The organism is Candidatus Poriferisocius sp., from assembly GCF_965208475.1.
Lineage (GTDB): Bacteria > Actinomycetota > Acidimicrobiia > Acidimicrobiales > Bin134 > Poriferisocius.
In genome coordinates this window covers 1,536,925-1,554,883 of the sequence record NZ_OZ242338.1, presented here as the reverse complement: position 1 = coordinate 1,554,883, position 17,959 = coordinate 1,536,925, and the positions used below count along the sequence as shown (strand labels likewise).

The 17,959-nt window shown below is 64.6% G+C and carries 15 protein-coding genes; 6 read left to right on the top strand and 9 right to left on the bottom strand.

Annotated elements, in window-relative coordinates:
* Positions 1-163 precede the first annotated feature (163 nt).
* The gene (locus ACOGXA_RS07275; RefSeq protein WP_419926608.1) at positions 164-1,183 is read right to left on the bottom strand and encodes an LLM class flavin-dependent oxidoreductase; all 1,020 of its coding nucleotides are present in this window, start codon (positions 1,181-1,183) and stop codon (positions 164-166) included.
* A gap of 113 nt (positions 1,184-1,296) precedes the next feature.
* Here ACOGXA_RS07275 and ACOGXA_RS07270 point away from each other — a divergent pair, with 113 nt between their 5' ends.
* Positions 1,297-1,824, top strand: coding sequence for a pyridoxamine 5'-phosphate oxidase family protein (locus tag ACOGXA_RS07270; protein WP_419926607.1), 528 nt, complete (start codon positions 1,297-1,299; stop codon positions 1,822-1,824).
* A 27-nt stretch (positions 1,825-1,851) separates the two neighbouring features.
* Here the strand turns inward: ACOGXA_RS07270 and ACOGXA_RS07265 are convergent, their stop codons facing one another.
* The gene (locus ACOGXA_RS07265; RefSeq protein WP_419926606.1) at positions 1,852-3,801 is read right to left on the bottom strand and encodes an ABC transporter permease; all 1,950 of its coding nucleotides are present in this window, start codon (positions 3,799-3,801) and stop codon (positions 1,852-1,854) included.
* A complete protein-coding gene (locus ACOGXA_RS07260) occupies positions 3,798-4,853 on the bottom strand; it encodes a quaternary amine ABC transporter ATP-binding protein (protein WP_419926605.1) in 1,056 nt (351 codons plus the stop codon). The genes ACOGXA_RS07265 and ACOGXA_RS07260 overlap by 4 nt, the downstream gene beginning before the upstream one ends.
* Before the next feature lie 68 nt (positions 4,854-4,921).
* Here ACOGXA_RS07260 and ACOGXA_RS07255 point away from each other — a divergent pair, with 68 nt between their 5' ends.
* Entirely contained in the window at positions 4,922-5,506 is a 585-nt protein-coding gene (locus tag ACOGXA_RS07255; RefSeq protein ID WP_419926604.1) for a TetR/AcrR family transcriptional regulator, read from the top strand.
* On the opposite strand, the gene betA is transcribed toward ACOGXA_RS07255, so the two are convergent.
* Both betA and ACOGXA_RS07245 read right to left on the bottom strand, forming a co-directional pair.
* A complete protein-coding gene (betA, locus tag ACOGXA_RS07250) occupies positions 5,500-7,152 on the bottom strand; it encodes a choline dehydrogenase (RefSeq protein WP_419926603.1) in 1,653 nt (550 codons plus the stop codon). The genes ACOGXA_RS07255 and betA overlap by 7 nt on opposite strands.
* A 78-nt stretch (positions 7,153-7,230) precedes the next feature.
* A complete protein-coding gene (locus tag ACOGXA_RS07245; protein ID WP_419926602.1) occupies positions 7,231-8,217 on the bottom strand; it encodes a glycine betaine ABC transporter substrate-binding protein in 987 nt (328 codons plus the stop codon).
* 88 nt (positions 8,218-8,305) lie between these two features.
* On the opposite strand from ACOGXA_RS07245, the gene ACOGXA_RS07240 reads away from it, so the two are divergent.
* Complete coding sequence (locus tag ACOGXA_RS07240) at positions 8,306-8,758, top strand: nuclear transport factor 2 family protein (RefSeq protein ID WP_419926601.1); 453 nt, start codon at positions 8,306-8,308, stop codon at positions 8,756-8,758.
* A gap of 20 nt (positions 8,759-8,778) precedes the next feature.
* Here ACOGXA_RS07240 and ACOGXA_RS07235 read toward each other — a convergent pair whose 3' ends face one another.
* Genes ACOGXA_RS07235 through ACOGXA_RS07220 form a run of 4 tightly spaced genes read right to left on the bottom strand, consistent with a single transcriptional unit; the run spans position 8,779 to position 12,589 of the window.
* A complete protein-coding gene (locus tag ACOGXA_RS07235) occupies positions 8,779-9,990 on the bottom strand; it encodes a DegT/DnrJ/EryC1/StrS family aminotransferase (RefSeq protein ID WP_419926600.1) in 1,212 nt (403 codons plus the stop codon).
* Positions 9,991-10,007: 17 nt separating this feature from the next.
* Positions 10,008-10,487, bottom strand: coding sequence for a nitroreductase/quinone reductase family protein (locus ACOGXA_RS07230; protein WP_419926599.1), 480 nt, complete (start codon positions 10,485-10,487; stop codon positions 10,008-10,010).
* Positions 10,488-10,504: 17 nt separating this feature from the next.
* Positions 10,505-11,371, bottom strand: coding sequence for an amidohydrolase family protein (locus tag ACOGXA_RS07225; RefSeq protein ID WP_419926598.1), 867 nt, complete (start codon positions 11,369-11,371; stop codon positions 10,505-10,507).
* Positions 11,372-11,386: 15 nt separating this feature from the next.
* On the bottom strand, positions 11,387-12,589 hold the full coding sequence (locus ACOGXA_RS07220) for an amidohydrolase family protein (RefSeq protein WP_419926597.1): 1,203 nt from the start codon (positions 12,587-12,589) through the stop codon (positions 11,387-11,389).
* 223 nt (positions 12,590-12,812) lie between these two features.
* Here ACOGXA_RS07220 and ACOGXA_RS07215 point away from each other — a divergent pair, with 223 nt between their 5' ends.
* Genes ACOGXA_RS07215 through meaB form a run of 3 tightly spaced genes read left to right on the top strand, consistent with a single transcriptional unit; the run spans position 12,813 to position 17,673 of the window.
* A complete protein-coding gene (locus ACOGXA_RS07215) occupies positions 12,813-14,507 on the top strand; it encodes a methylmalonyl-CoA mutase family protein (protein ID WP_419926596.1) in 1,695 nt (564 codons plus the stop codon).
* Positions 14,504-16,702 carry a methylmalonyl-CoA mutase gene (gene scpA / locus ACOGXA_RS07210; protein ID WP_419926595.1) on the top strand — a complete coding sequence of 733 codons (2,199 nt, stop codon included), beginning with the start codon at positions 14,504-14,506 and terminating at the stop codon, positions 16,700-16,702. The genes ACOGXA_RS07215 and scpA overlap by 4 nt, the downstream gene beginning before the upstream one ends.
* Positions 16,699-17,673, top strand: a complete 975-nt coding sequence (gene meaB / locus ACOGXA_RS07205) for a methylmalonyl Co-A mutase-associated GTPase MeaB (protein WP_419926594.1) — start codon at positions 16,699-16,701, stop codon at positions 17,671-17,673. Before scpA ends, meaB begins: the two co-directional genes overlap by 4 nt.
* Positions 17,674-17,959: the final 286 nt, after the last annotated feature.

The window sequence follows — 17,959 nt, the reverse complement described above, 5'->3', positions numbered from 1 at the left end:
CGACAATCCGCTGGCCGTTCAACAGCCTGAGCAACCGTGAATCAGAGGCCCCTCGCACTAGTTTGTAAGCATAACTAACAAATAAGGCGACCGCAATAGCAATTACGTGGGATTTCCGGTTCAGATTGGTTATCCGATGCGATTGCGGGGGGACGATCGAGGGTCAGCAGAAAACGGGGGCGATGTGCTGGGCGAAGGCGCGCATCCAGGTTTCCTTGTCGTCCATGAACTGGGCCAACACCATTTTGTTCACACCCCGCTCGGCCAGTTCGGCCAAGCGGTCGATGCAGTATTCGGGCGGGCCCGCGATGGTGCCCCGGCTGGCCAGGAATTCGGTGAGTCCGTGCTTGTCGGCCAGCCCGGCATTCACGTTGGCGCCATCGGCGAAGGCGTGATGGCGGCTGTCGTACTCGGCCATCATGGCGGCCACCCGGGGCTTGATGTGATCGGGCAGGCCCTTGCCGTCCATGTGGAATCGGTACACATGGTTGGCGGTGCCCGCGATCAAGAACTTGATCTGCTCCAAGCCGGCCTCCTCCGACTCGGCGAACAGCAGGTTGGCGAACCACCACACCTCGATCTCTTCGGGGTCCCGGCCCACTGAGCGGGCGCCTTCGGCGATGTTGTCCAGCACGATCTCGCACACGTCGGCGGGCAGGCTGTTGGACAGGATCACCCCGTCGGCGATCTGGCCGGCCATGTACTGGGTGCGAGGCCCTTCCGCCGCGATCCACACCGGGACCGGGGCCGGACCCCAGCGCATGTGCAGTTCCCTGCCTTCCCAATGAGCCACCTGGCGATTGCTGAGCGCTTTGACCGCCGAGGTGTAGTCCCGCAGATAGTCCACCGACGCCGGTTTCTCCCCGATGTTCAACAGCGCGCTGTCGCCCGAGGCGATGCCGTAGCGGAACCGCCCCCCGGAGATCTGCTGGAGCGCCATGGCGGTGGATGCGGCCGCCGCCGGGTGGCGGGTGACGGGGTTGGTGACGGTGGTGGCCAGCAGGGCGTTTTCGGTGTTGTCGGCCGCCACGGTGAGGGTCATGAACGGATCGGCCCACAGCGACTGGGAGTCGCCGGCCACAACCATGGAGAACCCGGAACTCTCGACTTGGCGGGCCCAGGCCCCGTAGGTCGAGAGGTCTTCGGGGACCTTGCCGGTGCCGAATGCGATGGAGGCGCTCATGGTCTGAGACTAGATGCCTTGCCTCGTGGAAGCCTTTTGCCGCAGTCCACTGGGCAAGATCACCCGATCCCAAGTACAAACAATGGTCGTAGGTTGAGCGGGCGGAGGTGCCCATGAGCGACGAACATCGATCCGAGGCGGCGGCAGCCGACTATGAGGATGTGACGGGGTGGGGTTTGGGTGCCGACGCCGAGGAGGCCATGCTGGCCGCTCAAACCGAGTGTACGTTCATCTGGGCCAACAAGGAGGGGTGGCCGGTGGGGGTCATCATGAGTTTCATTTGGCGCCAGGGGCGCTTCTGGCTCACGGCCAGCGGCCAGCGAGCCCGCATCGCCGCGGTGCGCCGCGACCCCCGAGTGTGCATCGTGGTGACCAGCACCGGTGCCGCCGGGGTGCCTCAGCGGCAGACGGTGACCTACAAGGGCATCTGCCGCCTCCACGACGACGATGAGACCAAAGCCTGGTTCTATCCCGATCTGGCTGCCGCCTTGCATCCCGACGAGGAGGTGCAGCGCCACTTCGCCCGATTCTTGGATTCCCCCCGGCGAGTGATCATTGAGGTGGAGCCCACCCAGCGCATCTCTTTCGATGGCACCAAGCAGGAGGCCGCCACCGCGGCGTGGATCGAAGACAGCCAGTAATCGCCTACGGCTGAGCAGCTGAGCGGCTCAGACCGCCGCCGGGGGGCGGAGGCGATCGGCGATGGCCCGGGTGAGCCGGTCGAGGATGCTGGCCAACAGCACGATGGCGATGCCGGCCTCGAATCCCCGGCCCACCGCGTCGCTGCGCCGCAGGCCCCTAACGGCCTCCAAGCCCAGCCCGCCGCCGCCCACCAAGCCGGCAATCACCACCATGGCCAGAATCAGCATGATGACCTGGTTCACCGCCACCATCAGCTCGGGGGCGGCCAACGGCATCTCCACCCGTCTAAGGCGTTGCCCGCGAGTAGCGCCGAAACTCTCGGATGCCTCGTGGATCTCCGCGGGCACCCGGCGCAGCCCGAGGTCGGTGTAGTGGACCGCCGCGGGAAGGGCGTAGATCACCGAGGCGATGATGCCGGGGATGCGGCCCACATGGAAGAGGGTGATCACCGGAACCAGCAGCACGAAGCTGGGAATCGTCTGGAAGAAATCCAGAACTGGTTTCAAGGCAGATCGGAGCAAGTCATTGTGGGAGGTGAGAATCCCCACCGGCACGCCGATGGCCAAAGTGGCGGCCACCCCCACGATGGTCTGGGCCAAGGTGTCCATCGACAGTGCCCACATGCCCAAAAAGCCTATGGCGAACAGCGCGGCCCCGATGCCGACGGCCAAGCGAACCCCTTTGGCCCACAGGCCGAGGACGACCCCGATCCCGATCATGGCGGGCCAGGGGATGTCCGACGCCAGCAACTCGCGTAGCGGGGTCACGAACTCGAGGGTGACGAAGTCGCTGAACGGGCCGGTCCCGATGCCCGAGCCGCCGATGTCGTACAGATTGTCTCGGGCCCAATCGGAGACGTCATTCATGTAGGGGGCGAACTGCCAGTTAAGCGACTCAGGGAACTCGTTCCACCCGGCGATTCCTCCGACAAGGGCGACGACCGACGTGCCCGCGGCCAACCACCGCATGAGCCGGGCGTCGCGGCCGGGGTCCGCAGTGGCGATACCGGTGGAGAAGCGATCCAAGACGATGGCCATGATCACGATGGCGATGCCGGCTTCGGAGGCTTTCCCTACGTTGATGTTCTGCATGGCCCGCAGCACCACTTGGCCCAGCCCTCCCGCGCCGATGAAGGCCGCGATGACCACCATGCTCATGGCCAGCATGGTGGTCTGGTTCATGCCCGCGTAGATGGCCGGGCGGGCTTGGGGGAGCCGCACCAGCCGCAGCGTCTGGCGTTCTGTGGCTCCGAACATCTCCGATGCTTCAACCGTGATCTGAGGAACGGTGCGCAGCCCAACCTCGGTGAGGCGGACCACTGGGGCCAGGGCGAATATCACGGTGGAGATCAGGGCCGGAACCCGCCCGAACCCGAACAGCAGCACGAAGGGGATTAGGTAGACGAACCCCGGCATGGTCTGCATGGCGTCGAGGGTGGGACGGACCATTCGAGCGACGACATCGCTGCGCCAGGCCGCGATGCCAAGTGGGATGCCGATGGCCATGGAGATGAGCACCGACACTCCCATGAGGGCCAGGGTGGCGAACGACTCCTCCCAGAGATCGACCACCCCGATCAAAGCCACGCCGGCCAGCCCCAGCGCACCGGCAACCCGGCCCCGAGTCCACCACAACCCGATGCCGGTGAACAGCGGATAGGAGTACCACGGGAACCATTTGAGGATGGACTCCAGCCGGCGGATGCCCCAGTCGATGGCGTCGGTGACGGGGTTCAAAAAGACGGTGTAAAGCCAGTGAGAGGTTTGGTTGTTTATCAGCCACCGCCGAGCCCGGTCGATGGGGTCGGCTAGCCCGACGTCCCAGGAATCGGGAAACACGCTGAAATTGGTGAACAACCGAAACACCAGAACCAACACGACAACGGTGCCGGTGGCCAAGACGAAACGGGCCAAGCGGCTGTCCGGCGCGGTCCTCAGCCCAGTGGTTTTGGAGCGGGCTTCTTCCACCGCCGTCATGGGCGGTTCTCAGAGATCACGTCGGCGACATCGTCCCCGTGGAGCAAACCCATTGGAGTGTTGTCCTCATCGCACACCACCACTGGGTTGGTGGAACCGAGCAAATGGGGGAGCGCATTCTCCAGCGGGGTGGCCAACGAGACTTGTGGCCATCGGGGTTCGACGGTCCTCCCGTCGAGAGGCCGCATCAAGGAGCAAGCCTGCAAGACCTTGGCCACTGGGGCATCCTGGGTGAAGGCCCGCACGTAGTCGTCTGCCGGGTTGGTGAGAATCTCCACCGGGGTTCCGACCTGCACAAAGGCGCCATCGTTCATGATGGCGATCCGGTCGGCCAGCTTCAGCGCTTCGGCGAAATCATGGGTAATGAACACCAGCGTCCGCTGGAGCTTCATCTGGAGGTCGATCAGCTCATCTTGCATGTCCCGGCGGATGAGAGGGTCTAAAGCAGAGAACGGCTCGTCGAAGAACAACACCTCGGGATCGACGGCTAGGGCCCGGGCCAGGCCCACCCGCTGCTGCATGCCGCCGCTGAGCTGCTGGGGATAGTGGTCGCCCCAACCCTCTAAACCAACCGTGTCCAACAGCTCTCGGGCTCGGTCTTGCCGGGCTTGGCGATCCACTCCCTGCACTTCGAGCCCGTAGGCCACGTTGTCCACCACTTTACGGTGGGGGAACAAACCGAAATGTTGGAACACCATCGCCATCTTCTGGCGGCGCAGCTCGCGCAGCGTGGCGTTGTCTGCCCGGGTGAGCTCGGTGCCGCACAGCTCGACCATTCCCTCGGTGGGCTCAACCAAATGGGAGACGCACCGGATGAGGGTGGACTTGCCCGAGCCGGAGAGGCCCATGACCACGAACGTCTCCCCGGGGGCTACCTGGAAGTTGACGTCTCGAACGGCGACCACGCTGCCGGTGTCGGATTGGATCTCCTCACGAGTGGCCCCGGCTTCTGCCATAGCCTGGGCCTCGCGGGGTTTTCGGCCGAAGATCTTCCACACGCCCTCGACCTTGACTTGTGCCGATACTTCAGCTGTGCCTGGCGCAGTGTCCATCGTCGCCCCTGAAACAGACATTACCGGCCGCGCGGACGGGTATCGGTTTGGCCTAGCCTGACACCGCGATGGCGGAGGCGAGAGAGCGGTCCAGAAGTCAGCCGGTGCAAGAGCGCGCCGTTATGACCCGCGACCGGATTCTGCAAGCGGCCACCGAGGTGATCACACAGGAGGGGGTGTCGTCGCTGACCCTCGACAAGGTGGCGGCCCGAGCCGGGGTGAGCAAGGGCGGTTTCCTCTACCACTTCGGCTCCAAGGACGCGCTGATCATCGGGCTGCTCAACCAGGTGATGGGAGTGCTCGACCACGAGCTCAATGTTCTGTCCGAGGGCATCGACTCCCGCGAGGGAGCGTTCGCACTGGCCTATCTCGATTATGTGCGGGAGCCGACCCAGGCCGCCACCGATACCGCGGTGTCGATTCTGGCCGCGGCTGCGGTGGACGACGATCTGCTGGACAGCACCCGGGCGACCTTCCGACGGTGGCAAGATCGGCTGCGGAACGACGATGGGATCAGCGATGTAGAGGCGCTGCTGGCCCGCATTGTCGGCGACGGGCTGTGGCTTATCGACCTGTTCGGATTGGCACCGCCCAACGCGGAGGAGCGCCGCAAAGTGCTCGACCTTGTCTCGGACATGATCGCCGATCATTGAGCGGCTCGGGACCTGATCGGCCCAGCGGAATAGAACGGGGCATCCTGGGGGGGAGTCGGCTCGTTGCCCAGAATGAGGTCGGCTGCTTTCTCGGCGATCATCATCACCGGGGCGTAGATGTTGCCGTTGGTAACGGTGGGCATCACCGAGGCGTCGACCGCCATCAGCCCCTCAGTTCCGTGGACTCCCATGGTCTTGGGATGCACCACCGACTGGCTGTCGGTTCCCATGCGGGCCGTTCCAGCGGGATGCAGCGCGGTCTCGGCGTCGCGGGCCACCCAGTCCATGATCTCCGGATCGGTGGAGACGTCGGGTCCCGGTGAAAGCTCTCCGGCGTTGTAGGGGGCAAAAGCAGGCTGGTTCATAATGTTGCGGGTCACCCGGATGGTCTCCACCCACTCGCGGCGATCCTGTTCGGTGGACAGGTAGTTGAACTGGAGGGCGGGCTTCACCCGGGGGTCGCGCGACTTGATCCGAAGACTTCCCCTGGCGTCCGAATACATGGGCCCTACATGAACCTGGTAGCCGTGCCCGCTGCTCGGCGACGAGCCGTCATAGCGGATAGCCAGTGGCAGAAAGTGGAACATGAGGTTCGGGTACGACTCCTCGGAGTTGGACCTCACGAATCCGCCGCCTTCGAAGTGGTTGGTGGCGCCGGGCCCTCTTCGGGCCAGCCATTGCAATCCGATCCAGGGCCGGCGCCACAGTTGGAGGGCGGGCTGCATGGACACCGGTTGGCTGGAGGCGTACTGGATGTACACCTCTAGGTGGTCTTGGAGGTTCTCGCCCACTCCAGACAAATCGGCCACCACCGGGATGCTCAACGAATCCAGCAGGTCAGCCGGGCCCACGCCGGAGAGCTGAAGCAACTGGGCCGAGCCGAATGCCCCGGCGCACAAGAGGACCCTGCTGCCCCGGGCGATGTGCTTGCGTCCCCGTCGGTGGTACTCCACGCCGATCGCCCGGTTCCCGTCGAACAGCACTCGGCTGATGAGGGCGCCGGTTTTGGTCTCGAGATTCTTGCGGTGCATCACAGGGTGCAAATAAGCCCGTGATGCCGAGAGCCGCCGACCCCGGTAAACATTGCGGTCGAAGGCGGCGAAGCCCTCTTGGCGGTACCCGTTGACGTCGTCAGTCAGTTCATACCCGGCCTCCTGCACCGACTTGAAGAAGGCCGCGTAGAGAGGGCTCTCAGCGGGCCCCCGCTCCAGCACCAGCGGGCCCTCGCCGCCCCGCCATTGGTCGGCTCCCGACAAGCAGGTTTCCAGGCGCTTGAAGTAGGGCAGGCAGTGGCGGTAGTCCCAGTGCTCCATGCCGGGTTCGGTGGCCCACTTGTTGTAATCGGCGGGATTTCCCCGCTGGAAGATCATGCCATTGATGGAACTGGAGCCGCCTAGCACTTTGCCGCGGGCGTGGTAGACCCTTCGGCCTCCCATGTGGGGCTCGGGTTCGCTTTCGTATTTCCAGTCGTAGAAGCGGTTTCCGATGGGAAAGGCCAGGGCCGCGGGCATGTGGATGAACACATCCCACTTGTAATCCCGCCGCCCCGCTTCCAAAACCAGGACTCTGTTGCCCGCGTCTGCGCTCAGTCGGTTGGCCAGCGCGCAGCCAGCAGAGCCGCCTCCCACGATGATGAAGTCGTACAACGACTGCTCCTCGATGAAAATAACAGAACCGGTGTCGGCGGCTCCCGCAAGCCGCCGACACCGGTTCTCAGCTGGAGCTTAGGAGGGGAGCCAAGCGCTCCAGATGCTTTCGTTGTCCTCGATCCACGCTGCCGCAGCAGCGTCCACCGACTGACCGTCGTTCTCGATAGCGGCCAGCATTTGGATCTGGTCGGCGCTGGTGTAGTTCATTGCCCGCAAGAAGGCATCGGCATCAGGGGCGTTTTCAGCCAAGTCGCTGCTGATGATCTTGAACAGCACGTCTGCTGGGTAGTCGCAGTCAACATCTTCAGGTGCGCTCGCCGCGGCCTCGCCGCATGCGTCGGTGTACTCGGGCAGGAGCACATTGGTGAGGTCATAGTTGTTGAATGCCGAGTGCGGCGTCCACAAGTAGACCAGGATCGGGTCTTGACGGCTGTATGCCGAGTCGACCGCGGCCAGGATTGCGGCCTCGGAGCCGGCGTAGACCACCTGGAGAGGCAGGCCTAGGTTGTTGATGATCGCCTCGTCGAACTGCACGAAGCTTGGATCGCCGCCCAAGAACTGTCCGAGGTCACCGGTCTCGGCGGTGGCGAACATCCCGGCTAGCTCAGGATTGGCGAAACCCTCCCAAGTAGCTAGTTCCGGGTACTGGTCCACCATGTAGGTGGGGATGAACCAGCCGATCTTGCCGACAGGTCCGAGCAAGCCAGCGTTGTCGATGTTTGCATCTGGATTGTCGATGAAGTCGACGATGTCCTGGGCGTGCCCAGAAGGCCAGATTTCGAGCGATACGTCGATGTCGCCGATGTTGATGGCTGGCCACTGGGCGTTCTCGTCGATGTCCACCCGAGCAACGTCGTATCCGAGTTCACTCTCAAGCAACTGGGCGGCCACCGCGGAGTTCGCCGCAGCCCCGTTCCATCCATTTACTGCAATCGTGATCGTCTCCTGCGAGCCCCGGGAGTCGTCGTCGTTGCCGCAGCTGACGGCGACGAGCGCCAATACAGCCAAGAGCAGGGCGACAAGCCTCCAGCTTCGAAGTGATTTGGTCTCATTGGTCCGCATGGGATCCCCCCTACTGTCAAATGCCAAAACAGGCTAGCTGGACTGTTTTGTAAGATAGCACATGTGACAGCCGTGCGCTAGAAGGTCCTTGCCATTTGGCAAGGTGGGCCTGCGGCAGGCCAAGCTGGTCATTCCGACAACAGGTTTCGACGACTGGAGAATGACCATGGCTGATCTGCCGGCAGATCCCAGCGAGCTGGTGAGCCAATTCTGCGCCGCGTGGGCCAATGGCGACGCCGACGAGCTCATGGCCTACTTCAACGACGACGCCGTCTACCACAACGTGCCAATGGATCCCCTAGAAGGGGCCGAGGCCATTCGGGCGTTCTTGGAGGGATTTTTCCCCGCCTCCGGGGGCATCTCGTTTGAAACCCACCATCAGGCGGCCAATGGCAATGTCGTGCTGAACGAGCGGACCGACTACATCAACACCGCCGACGGCCAAGTGGCTCTTCCGGTGTGCGGGGTGTTCGAAATACGCGACGGGCGGATTGCCCGCTGGTCGGACTACTTCGACATGGGCCAGTTGGGCCGCACCTGAGCAATCGGCTCCGCAGGGCGCTAGCCGCCGAACAGCTCAGCGAGGGTGTCGACCACGTAGCCGACGTCGTCCGACCCCATGCCGTGGTGGGTGGGGATGCACAGCGCGTTGTCCATCACTAGGTTGGCGTGGGGAAAGCCATCGACGGGTCCCCGGTGCTCGATGCCCGAGAAGCCGGGTTGGCGGAGGATGTTTCCGGTCCACACCATACGGGACTGCACGTTTCGGTCTTCGAGATAGTTCTGCACATCGGTGCGGTCGTAACCTGACTCGGGCCGAAGGATGAACCCGTAGCGCATCCAAGTGGTCTCCAACTCGGGCGTTGTGCGGGGAAGGATCACCTTGTCGGTGTGGTTGACCAGCAGGTCGTTGTAGCGATCGAAGGCGTGGCGGCGGCGGGCGTTGAACTCCTCGAGCTTGGAGAGCTGCACCAGTCCATAGGCCGCGCCCAGCTCAGAGGGCTCGAAGTTGTAGCCCAGGTCGTCGAAGATGAAGATCTGATCGTACATTGTCCCGTCGTCCAACGGGCCCCATCGGGTGTCCTGCCCTTTGCGGGAGCCATACAGGTACGACTCCGAGCGCCGCCCCCAGCGGCGCCGGGTCAGGCACTTGTCGTGCAGCTCGGGATCGTCCATGGCCACCATGCCGCCGTTGCCCGCACAGGTGAGCGAGTGGGAGATGGCGAAGCTGGTCAGGCTGATGTCGCTGCGGGCGCCGATCCGGGTTCCCCGCAGCCGGGTGTCCAGCACATCGCAGGAGTCCTCGATCACCTTCAGCCCGTGCTCGTCGGCGATGGCCCGGATTGCGTCCCAATCGGGGCAGTTGCCCATCAGGTTGGGGGTCATGATGGCCTTGGTGCGGGGTCCGATCATCTCAGCGATGCGGCTCACATCGATCTGGTACGTGTCGGGCTCCACGTCGACGAAAACTGGAACCAGGCCCAACTGCACGATGGACGACACGTCGGTGGAGAAGGTGAGCACCGAGGTGATGATCTCGTCTCCGGGCTCCAAGTCGAGCAGGCTGATAGCCAGCAGCAGCGCCGAGGAGCCGGAGTTGACCATCACCCCTCGTTCCTTGCCCAATATCGTGGACACCTCGTCTTCGAAGCGGGCCACGTTCTCGCCGATGTTGAGGTTGCCAGAGCGCAGCACCTCGAGCACGGCTTCGATCTCGCGCTCGTCTTGGATAGCCCCCGCGGGCGGCAGGGTGCGGACTGGTCGGTCGGTCACGATTGAACTCCTTTGACCTATGCCGGGCGCTGTTCCACCAGCCGCACCAGGGGGATCTGGCGATGGGGGGCTTTGGCCTGGTAATCGGCATACCAGGCCCGGTCGGCCACCAAGCCTTCCCAGGTGGCCTGGTAGTCGTCGCCCTCACAGATGTCGGCCACCGCCCAGAACTGCCGGCCTTCGTCGGTGACCAGCAGCTCGGGGTTGGAGTCCTTGTCGGCCAGGTTGAAGTACCACGAGGGGTGGGCCTTGGCCCCGGCGAAAGACGCCACCACAATGCGGTGGCCATCGGGATCGCGCCAGTAGGGCAAGGCCACCTTGTGCTCTTTGCCCGAGCGCCGGCCGATGGTGCGGATAAGCACATGGTGCATGCCCACTTGGGCCCACACCATGGGGTCGTCGCTCGACTCCATGGCCTCCACGTGCATCTTCGTTATGACCGGGATCTCCTCCAAAGAGGGTGTCTCCCAGGTCTGCTCTACTCGCTGATCGCTCATGTTCTGTCTCCTGTGGCTCAATCCAACTTGAGAACTCGGCGGGCGTTCTCCCGCAAAAAGCCAGGCCAAACCTTGTCGCGGAAGGGCACGTCTTTCATGTCGGTCATGATCCGCTCCAACGACAGGCCCATGGGGAAGTAGCCGGCGTAGATGATCTTCTCCGCGCCCCGGGTGTTGGCGTAGCGGATAATGGCCTCGGGGTAGTGCTTGGGGGCGAACGCCGAGGTGGAGTAGTGCAACCCGGGCCACTTCAGCATGAGCTTGACGGCCAAGTCCTCCCACGGCTCGCAGCCGTGGCGGGTGACGAAGGTGAGCTCGGGGAAGTCGTACATCACCCGGTCGATGCGCTCTACGTGCTGGGGAGAGAACGGGAACCGGGGGCCGGGCACGCCGGCGCACACGAAGATGGGCAGATCCAGCTCCACGCACTTGGCGTAGACCGGATAGAACTTGGCGTCGTCGATGGGCACCTGGGGGAAGCAGCCCGCCGGAAACGCCCCCACCGCCTTCACGCCCCACTCCCTATGGAGCTGGTCTATGCGCCGCACCTGGCCCATCACATCGTTGGGGTCGACGCTCATGGTGGCGATGAAGCGCTCGGGATGGGTCTTCAGCGCCCGTTGGCCGGACTCGTCCTCACAGGAGATGAGGGCCAACTCGATGTTGAACCGGTCCATCTCCTTGAGCGTTACCTGAACGGGGTCGTCATCGGTGCCGTACAGCTCTTTCGGCACGCCTTTGAACATGTACTCAACCGGGAAGTCGAACTCCTCCGATGTCTGGGCGTCTTTGGTCTGGGTCCGGATGAAGTCGTAGGTGGAGAAGTCGGGCTTGGGGAACCCGATCATGGTGTCGATGATCGGGATGTCTGTGGGCATGGCCATGGTGTGCTTCCTCTCTCAGGCGGCCAGTGCGGAGCGGGGAGTGATCACATCCCACGCGTTGTCCCGCATCATGGCCTTGGCCTCGGCGTCGGTGAAGTTGGGGATGTCGTAGATGAAGTCGGTGGGCACCTCCAGCCCCTCGGCGTGGGGGTAGTCGGAGCCGAACAGCATGTGGTCGGCGCCCATCGTCTCTTTGATCAGGTCGATGTCGTCCTCGTAGTAGGGCGACACCCAGACGTGGTTCACGAATTGCTCCACCGGATCGGTGCGGAACTCCTGGGGCATCTTGCCGTAGGCGATCTTCAGCTCCTCCACCAGCCGGGGGGCGAACATGCCCCCGTTCTCGATGCAGGCAATCCGCAGATTGGGGTGGCGGTCGTAGAGGCCATGGCATACCAGGGCGGCCATGGTGTCGAAGATCTGGCGGTCGTGGCCGGTGATCTGCTTGAACGTGGAGGTGCGGAACGACTGGAAGTCGGCGGTGGGCTCCCACCGCTCGTTGTAGTCGTGCAGGCCACCGTCTCCGCCGTGCATTCCCACGGTTATTCCGGCCTCGGCGATGCGGGCCCACACCGGGTCGTAGTGGGGCATGCCCGGCGAGCGGTCGCCTCCGTCGGGAGTGGGCACCGGCCCGGGCACCATCACCACCATGCGGGCATCGTTGGCCAAGGCCCACTCCACTTCGGATACCGCCCAGTCCACGTCGATCATCGAGATCACTGGGGCGGCGAATATGCGCTCTTGGTAGGCGAATCCCCAATCTTCGGCCAGCCACCGGTTGAATGCGGTGAAGGCGGCGACCACGGCCGGAGGGTCGTGGCGCAGTGACTGCTCCATGCCCACGCCCAATGTGGGGAAGAACAGGGCGGCTTCGATGTTCTGAGCGTCCATCAACTCCAGGCGCTTGTCGCGGTCCCGGTACTCGGGCCGTTCAGAGATGGGGTCTAGCTCGCCGAACATGGTCTTCACGTCCACCCCGTCTTTGTTGCGGCCCCGGAAAAAGTCTTGAAGCGCCCCCGGCTTGGACACCGGGTCGAACGTGGGGTTGGGTATGAAGCGGTTGACCTTGCCCGCCACCAGCAAGCGCTCTTTGCCGTCGATGGTGGCCCACTGCATGCAGCGCTTATTCATGGCCGGGTCGATGTGTCGGATGAAGGCGTCGGTGGCCTCGTAGTAGTGGTTGTCGGCGTCGAACGCCTTGAACGGCAGGTCTGCCATGTCGCTACCTCGATTTTGGAAGGGGGTGGGATGGGGGAGGAACCCAATGAGTTTCCTTCTCGCCGGTTATCGGCAACAAGTTGCGGTAGCCAATGGCCCACTGGGTCTTGGCTTTTCAAGGCGGGTTCGCCGGGGGCACCTGGCGGCAGAACACCCAGACCCTCACTGGGTCTTGGCTTTCCAAAGCGGGTTCGCCGGGGGGGCTACGCGTATCATCGCGGCTGTGAGCGATGCCGTGATGAGCTTGGCCGGGGATTTCGACCTGGCGGGGCGGGACCAGTGGATGGCGCTGGTTGAGCAGGTGCTGCGGGGGGCGCCATTCGACAAGAAGCTGGTTCACACCACCTATGACGGCATTGCAATTCAGCCGCTCTACACCGGTGCCGACCACGCGGGCGATCCCAGCCTGCCCGGCGTGGCGCCGTTCACTCGGGGCAGCAGGGCTGCCGGCGGCGCGTGGCAGGTTCGACAGGCCCATGCCCCTGCCACCGGCAATGAGGCCGTACTCGCCGACCTCGACGGGGGCGTGGATGCCATCGAACTGCTGGTCGACGGTTCAAGCAGCGTCGATGAGATCGACAGGCTGCTTCGGGGAGTTCCCGATTCGGTGCCGGTCATGCTTGGTCCGGGAAGCGAGGCCGCCGATGCCCTGGTCGGCCTGTGGGGGCGAAGGGGTGTGACCCCGGCTGAAGCCAGAGGAGGGTTCGGGGCTGATGCCGCCGATCCCAGGGTGGGGGCGGCGGTGAGCCGGTCGCTGGACTATCCCGACGTGGTGGCCGCGGTGGCCAATGGGGCGCGGTTGGCCGACCAAGGCGCCAGCGAAGCCCAAGAGCTGGCCGGCTCGCTGGCCCACGGGGTGGCCTATCTGCGGGCCTGTGAGGACGCAGGCATCGATTTGGGGGAAGCTGCGGCCAAGCTGGAGTTCCGCTACGCCGCCGGGGTTGACCAGTTCTTGACCATGGCCAAGCTGCGGGCTGCCCGCAGGCTGTGGGCTCGGGTGACCCAGGTGTGCGGCATCGAGCCCGCCGTGCAACGCCAGCACGCGGTGACCGCCGGGGCCATGATGAGCCGCCGCGACCCGTGGGTGAACTTGATCCGCACCACAGTGGCCTGTTTCGCCGCCGCGGCGGGTGGTGCCGACGCCATCACCGTGAGCCCGTACGACGCGGCCATCGGGGCGCCCGACCCGCTGGGTTTGCGGATCGCTCGCAACACGCAGCTCTTGCTGCGAGAGGAGTCCCACATTGATCAGGTGATCGACCCTGCCGGCGGTTCCTACTACGCCGAGTCGCTGACCGATGCCCTGGCGGCCACCGCTTGGGGCTTGTTTCAGGAACTGGAAGCGGGTGCGAATCTAACCGAGTGCATCGAAGCGGCCCACGCGGCCCGTAGCCGCGATGTGGCCACCCGCCGTCTGCCGCTCACCGGGATAAGCGAGTTCCCCGACTTGGACGAGCCAGAGGTGGAGAGGCCGCCGATGAAGGGGGTTCCCGGTCTTCGCCGGCTGGCAGAGCCGTTTGAGGCATTGCGGGATGCCGCCGATGCCGCCCCATCTCGCCCAACCGCGTTCTTGGCCAATCTAGGGCCGATGGCGGTCCACAGCGCCCGGGCGGCGTTTGCCGCCAACCTGCTGGCTGCTGGCGGCATCGGTGTTCTGGGAAACGACGGCTTTGACACCCCAGAAGAAGCGGTCGCAGCCTGGGCAGCCTCGGGCTCGCTCATCGCCGTGGTGTGCTCGTCGGATGAGGTGTACCAGGAAAATGCCGCTGCCGCGGTGGCCGCCCTCAAAGAAGCCGGATGCGGCTATGTGCTCCTCGCCGGACGCCCTGATGACCGATGGGGGGCCGATGGCTGCATTTACATGGGGTGTGACGCAATAGCCGCCCTCCGATTCCTCCACGAAAGGCTGGGCCTGTGACCATCCCAGATTTCACCGGGGTGGACCTCTATGGCGAACCGGCGCCCAGCGCAAACGGAGCGAGTTGGGCCGATCTGGTGGCCGAGCAGTCTGGAGAGGCCCCTGACCGACTGACTTGGGCCACGCCGGAGGGATTCGACGTGCGCCGCCTGTACACCGCCGAGGATCGGGCGCCGCTGGATTTCTGTGACACCTACCCCGGGCTGGAGCCCTACCTGCGGGGTCCCTACGCCACCATGTACGCCACCCAGCCGTGGACCATCCGCCAGTACGCCGGGTTCTCCACCGCCGAGGATTCCAACGCCTTCTACCGGCGCAACCTGGCTGCTGGCCAGAAGGGCTTGTCGGTGGCCTTCGACCTGGCCACCCATCGCGGCTACGACTCCGACAACCAGCGGGTGAGCGGGGATGTGGGCATGGCCGGGGTGGCCATCGACTCCATCGCCGACATGCAGATCCTGTTCGACGGCATTCCGCTGGACCAGATGACCGTGTCGATGACCATGAACGGCGCGGTGTTGCCGATCATGGCGATGTACATAGTGGCTGGAGAGGAGCAGGGGGTAGAGCCCCAGAAGCTGGGTGGGACCATTCAAAACGACATCTTGAAGGAGTTCATGGTCCGCAACACCTTCATCTACCCGCCGGTGCCGTCGATGCGGATCATCTCTGACATATTCGCCTTCACCTCGGCCAACATGCCCAAGTTCAACTCCATCTCCATCTCCGGCTACCACATGCAAGAGGCCGGGGCCACCCTTGATCTGGAGCTGGCCTACACCCTGGCCGACGGCGTGGAATACGTGAGGGCAGGCCTGGAGTCCGGTCTGGACATCGACGCCTTCGCCCCCCGGCTCAGCTTCTTCTGGTGCATCGGCATGAACTTCTTCATGGAGGTGGCCAAGCTGCGGGCCGCCCGCCTGCTGTGGGCCAAGCTGATGCGGCCTTTTGATCCGGCCAACCCCCGGTCACTTTCGCTTCGCACCCACAGCCAGACCTCGGGGTGGAGCCTCACCGCCCAAGATGTATTCAACAACGTGGTCCGCACCACCATCGAGGCCATGGCCGCCACCCAGGGACACACCCAGTCGCTGCACACCAATGCCCTGGATGAAGCGCTGGCCCTGCCCACAGACTTCTCGGCCCGGATCGCCCGCAACACCCAGCTCCTGTTGCAGCACGAGTCGGGCACCTGCCGGGTGGCCGATCCCTGGGGCGGCTCCTATTACGTGGAGCGGCTCACCCACGACCTGGCTCAGCGGGCGTGGGAGCACATCAGCGAGGTGGAGGCCGCGGGCGGCATGGCTGAGGCCATCGAGGCCGGTATCCCCAAGATGCGCATCGAGGAGGCCGCCGCTCGCACCCAGGCCCGGATTGACTCCGGCGTCCAGACGGTGGTTGGCGTGAACCGCTATCAGGTGGGCGGCGAAGAGGGCATCGAGGTGCTGAAAGTGGACAACGCCGAAGTGCGGGCCTCCCAGATCGCCCGGCTGGAGCGGCTGCGGGCCGAGCGGGACAACGACGCCTGCGGACGCGCCTTGGACGCGCTTGCCGCGGGGGCCGGGCGCCCAGTCGGCAGTCGGGATTCCAACCTGCTGGCCTTGGCGGTCGACGCGGCCCGGGCTCGGGCCACGGTGGGGGAGATCAGCGACGCGCTGGAGAAGGTGTATGGTCGCCACGCGCCCCGGATCCGCACCATCTCCGGGGTATACCAATCAGAAATGGGACAAAGCGACGACAACGGCGGCGGCACCGGCGAGGTGAGGGAAGCGGTAGCTGGTTTCGCGTCCCGAATCGGGCGCAGACCCCGCATACTGGTGGCCAAGATGGGCCAAGACGGCCACGACCGAGGCCAGAAAGTCATCGCAACCGCATTTGCCGACCTCGGCTTCGACGTGGACGTCGGGCCACTGTTCCAGACCCCGGCCGAGGTGGCCCGCCAGGCGGTGGAGGCCGATGTACACATGGTGGGGGCTTCGTCGCTGGCCGCTGGGCATTTGACTCTGGTGCCCGAGCTGCGGGCTGAGCTGAAGCAGCTGGGACGGGGCGACATCATGATCGTGGTCGGCGGGGTGATCCCGCCCAGCGACCACGACGAACTGCGGGCTGCGGGGGCGGAGGCGATCTTTGGGCCGGGCACAGTTATCGCTGATGCCGCCCTGGAGCTGTTGGTCGCTTTGGACGAGCGTCAGTGATCGACCTCGACGCTTGCGTCGAGGGGGTGCTGGCCGCCGATCGCACCTGGCTGGGCCGGGGGGTCACCCTGGTAGAGAGCACCCGACCCGAGGACCGGGTGGCGGCCACCGAGCTGCTGAATCGGCTTCTGCCCCACACCGGTGGAGCTCGACGGGTGGGAATCACCGGTGTGCCCGGGGTGGGCAAGTCCACTTTCATCGACGCGTTGGGAACCTTCCTCACCTCACAAGGACACCGGGTGGCCGTGCTGGCGGTTGACCCGTCCTCGTCGGTATCGGGGGGCAGCATTCTCGGCGACAAGACCCGAATGCCCAACCTGGCCATAGACGACTCCGCGTACATTCGGCCGTCGCCTTCCTCGGGATCGCTGGGCGGGGTGACCCGCACCACCCGGGAGACCATGGCGGTGGTGGAGGCGGCCGGATTCGACGTGGTGCTGGTGGAGACCGTGGGCGTGGGTCAGTCGGAGACCGCGGTGGCCGACATGGTGGACTTCTTCTTGGTGTTGATGCTGCCGGGCGCTGGCGATGAGCTCCAGGGCATCAAGAAGGGAGTGCTGGAGCTGGCCGACGCCTTGGTGGTGAACAAAGCCGATGGCGGCAACGAGATCGCCGCCCAGCGTGCGGTGCGGGACTACCGGGCGGCGCTGTCCCTGACCGCCCCGGCCAATCCCAGCTGGGTTCCCCCCGTGCTGGCAGTCAGCGCCATCGAGGGCACCGGGCTCGACCAGGTGTGGACCCAAGTCCAGGCTTACTTTAAGGTGCTGGCCGACTCCGGTGAGCTCGCTGACCAACGGGCCGGCCAGCAGGTGCGCTGGATGTGGGCCATGGTGGACGACCGCATCCGAGACCACCTCAAGTCCTCCCCTGAAGTGGCCAACATCGCCGATCTACTAGAGCAACAGGTGGCAGCCGGCCAAGTGGCCGCCGCCGCCGCCGCCGATCAGGTTCTCGCCGCTTTCGACATCTGATCTAGGTGTTTGCGGTTCTTGCACCATTTGCTGGAGGCGACGCTTGGCGCGCCGGAAGTCCGCGTCGGCGTTGCGGCCCGCCCCAGCAGCCTTGGCCCTCTCAGCAGCGTCTTTGGGCTTGAAGCTCTTGTGCGACGTATCAGAACTCCGCTACCGTGGTCACAAGAACAGCAGCCTGTATACGGAACACTGAAGTTTCGTATGCAGGACTGGCACACGACATAGGGAGTTCAAGATGGTACCGCTGTCCCCCCGCACATCCTCATCGATAGGGCACAAATCATCT

What these genes read in the sequence shown, in the direction of transcription:
- ACOGXA_RS07255 (WP_419926604.1), top strand. Translation starts at nt 4,922, where the DNA reads ATGGCGGAGGCGAGAGAGCGGTCCAGAAGTCAGCCGGTGCAAGAGCGC.
- ACOGXA_RS07230 (WP_419926599.1), bottom strand. Translation starts at nt 10,487, where the DNA reads ATGAGCGATCAGCGAGTAGAGCAGACCTGGGAGACACCCTCTTTGGAG.
- ACOGXA_RS07225 (WP_419926598.1), bottom strand. Translation starts at nt 11,371, where the DNA reads ATGGCCATGCCCACAGACATCCCGATCATCGACACCATGATCGGGTTC.
- ACOGXA_RS07275 (WP_419926608.1), bottom strand. Translation starts at nt 1,183, where the DNA reads ATGAGCGCCTCCATCGCATTCGGCACCGGCAAGGTCCCCGAAGACCTC.
- ACOGXA_RS07245 (WP_419926602.1), bottom strand. Translation starts at nt 8,217, where the DNA reads ATGCGGACCAATGAGACCAAATCACTTCGAAGCTGGAGGCTTGTCGCC.
- ACOGXA_RS07265 (WP_419926606.1), bottom strand. Translation starts at nt 3,801, where the DNA reads ATGACGGCGGTGGAAGAAGCCCGCTCCAAAACCACTGGGCTGAGGACC.
- ACOGXA_RS07260 (WP_419926605.1), bottom strand. Translation starts at nt 4,853, where the DNA reads ATGGACACTGCGCCAGGCACAGCTGAAGTATCGGCACAAGTCAAGGTC.
- ACOGXA_RS07270 (WP_419926607.1), top strand. Translation starts at nt 1,297, where the DNA reads ATGAGCGACGAACATCGATCCGAGGCGGCGGCAGCCGACTATGAGGAT.
- ACOGXA_RS07220 (WP_419926597.1), bottom strand. Translation starts at nt 12,589, where the DNA reads ATGGCAGACCTGCCGTTCAAGGCGTTCGACGCCGACAACCACTACTAC.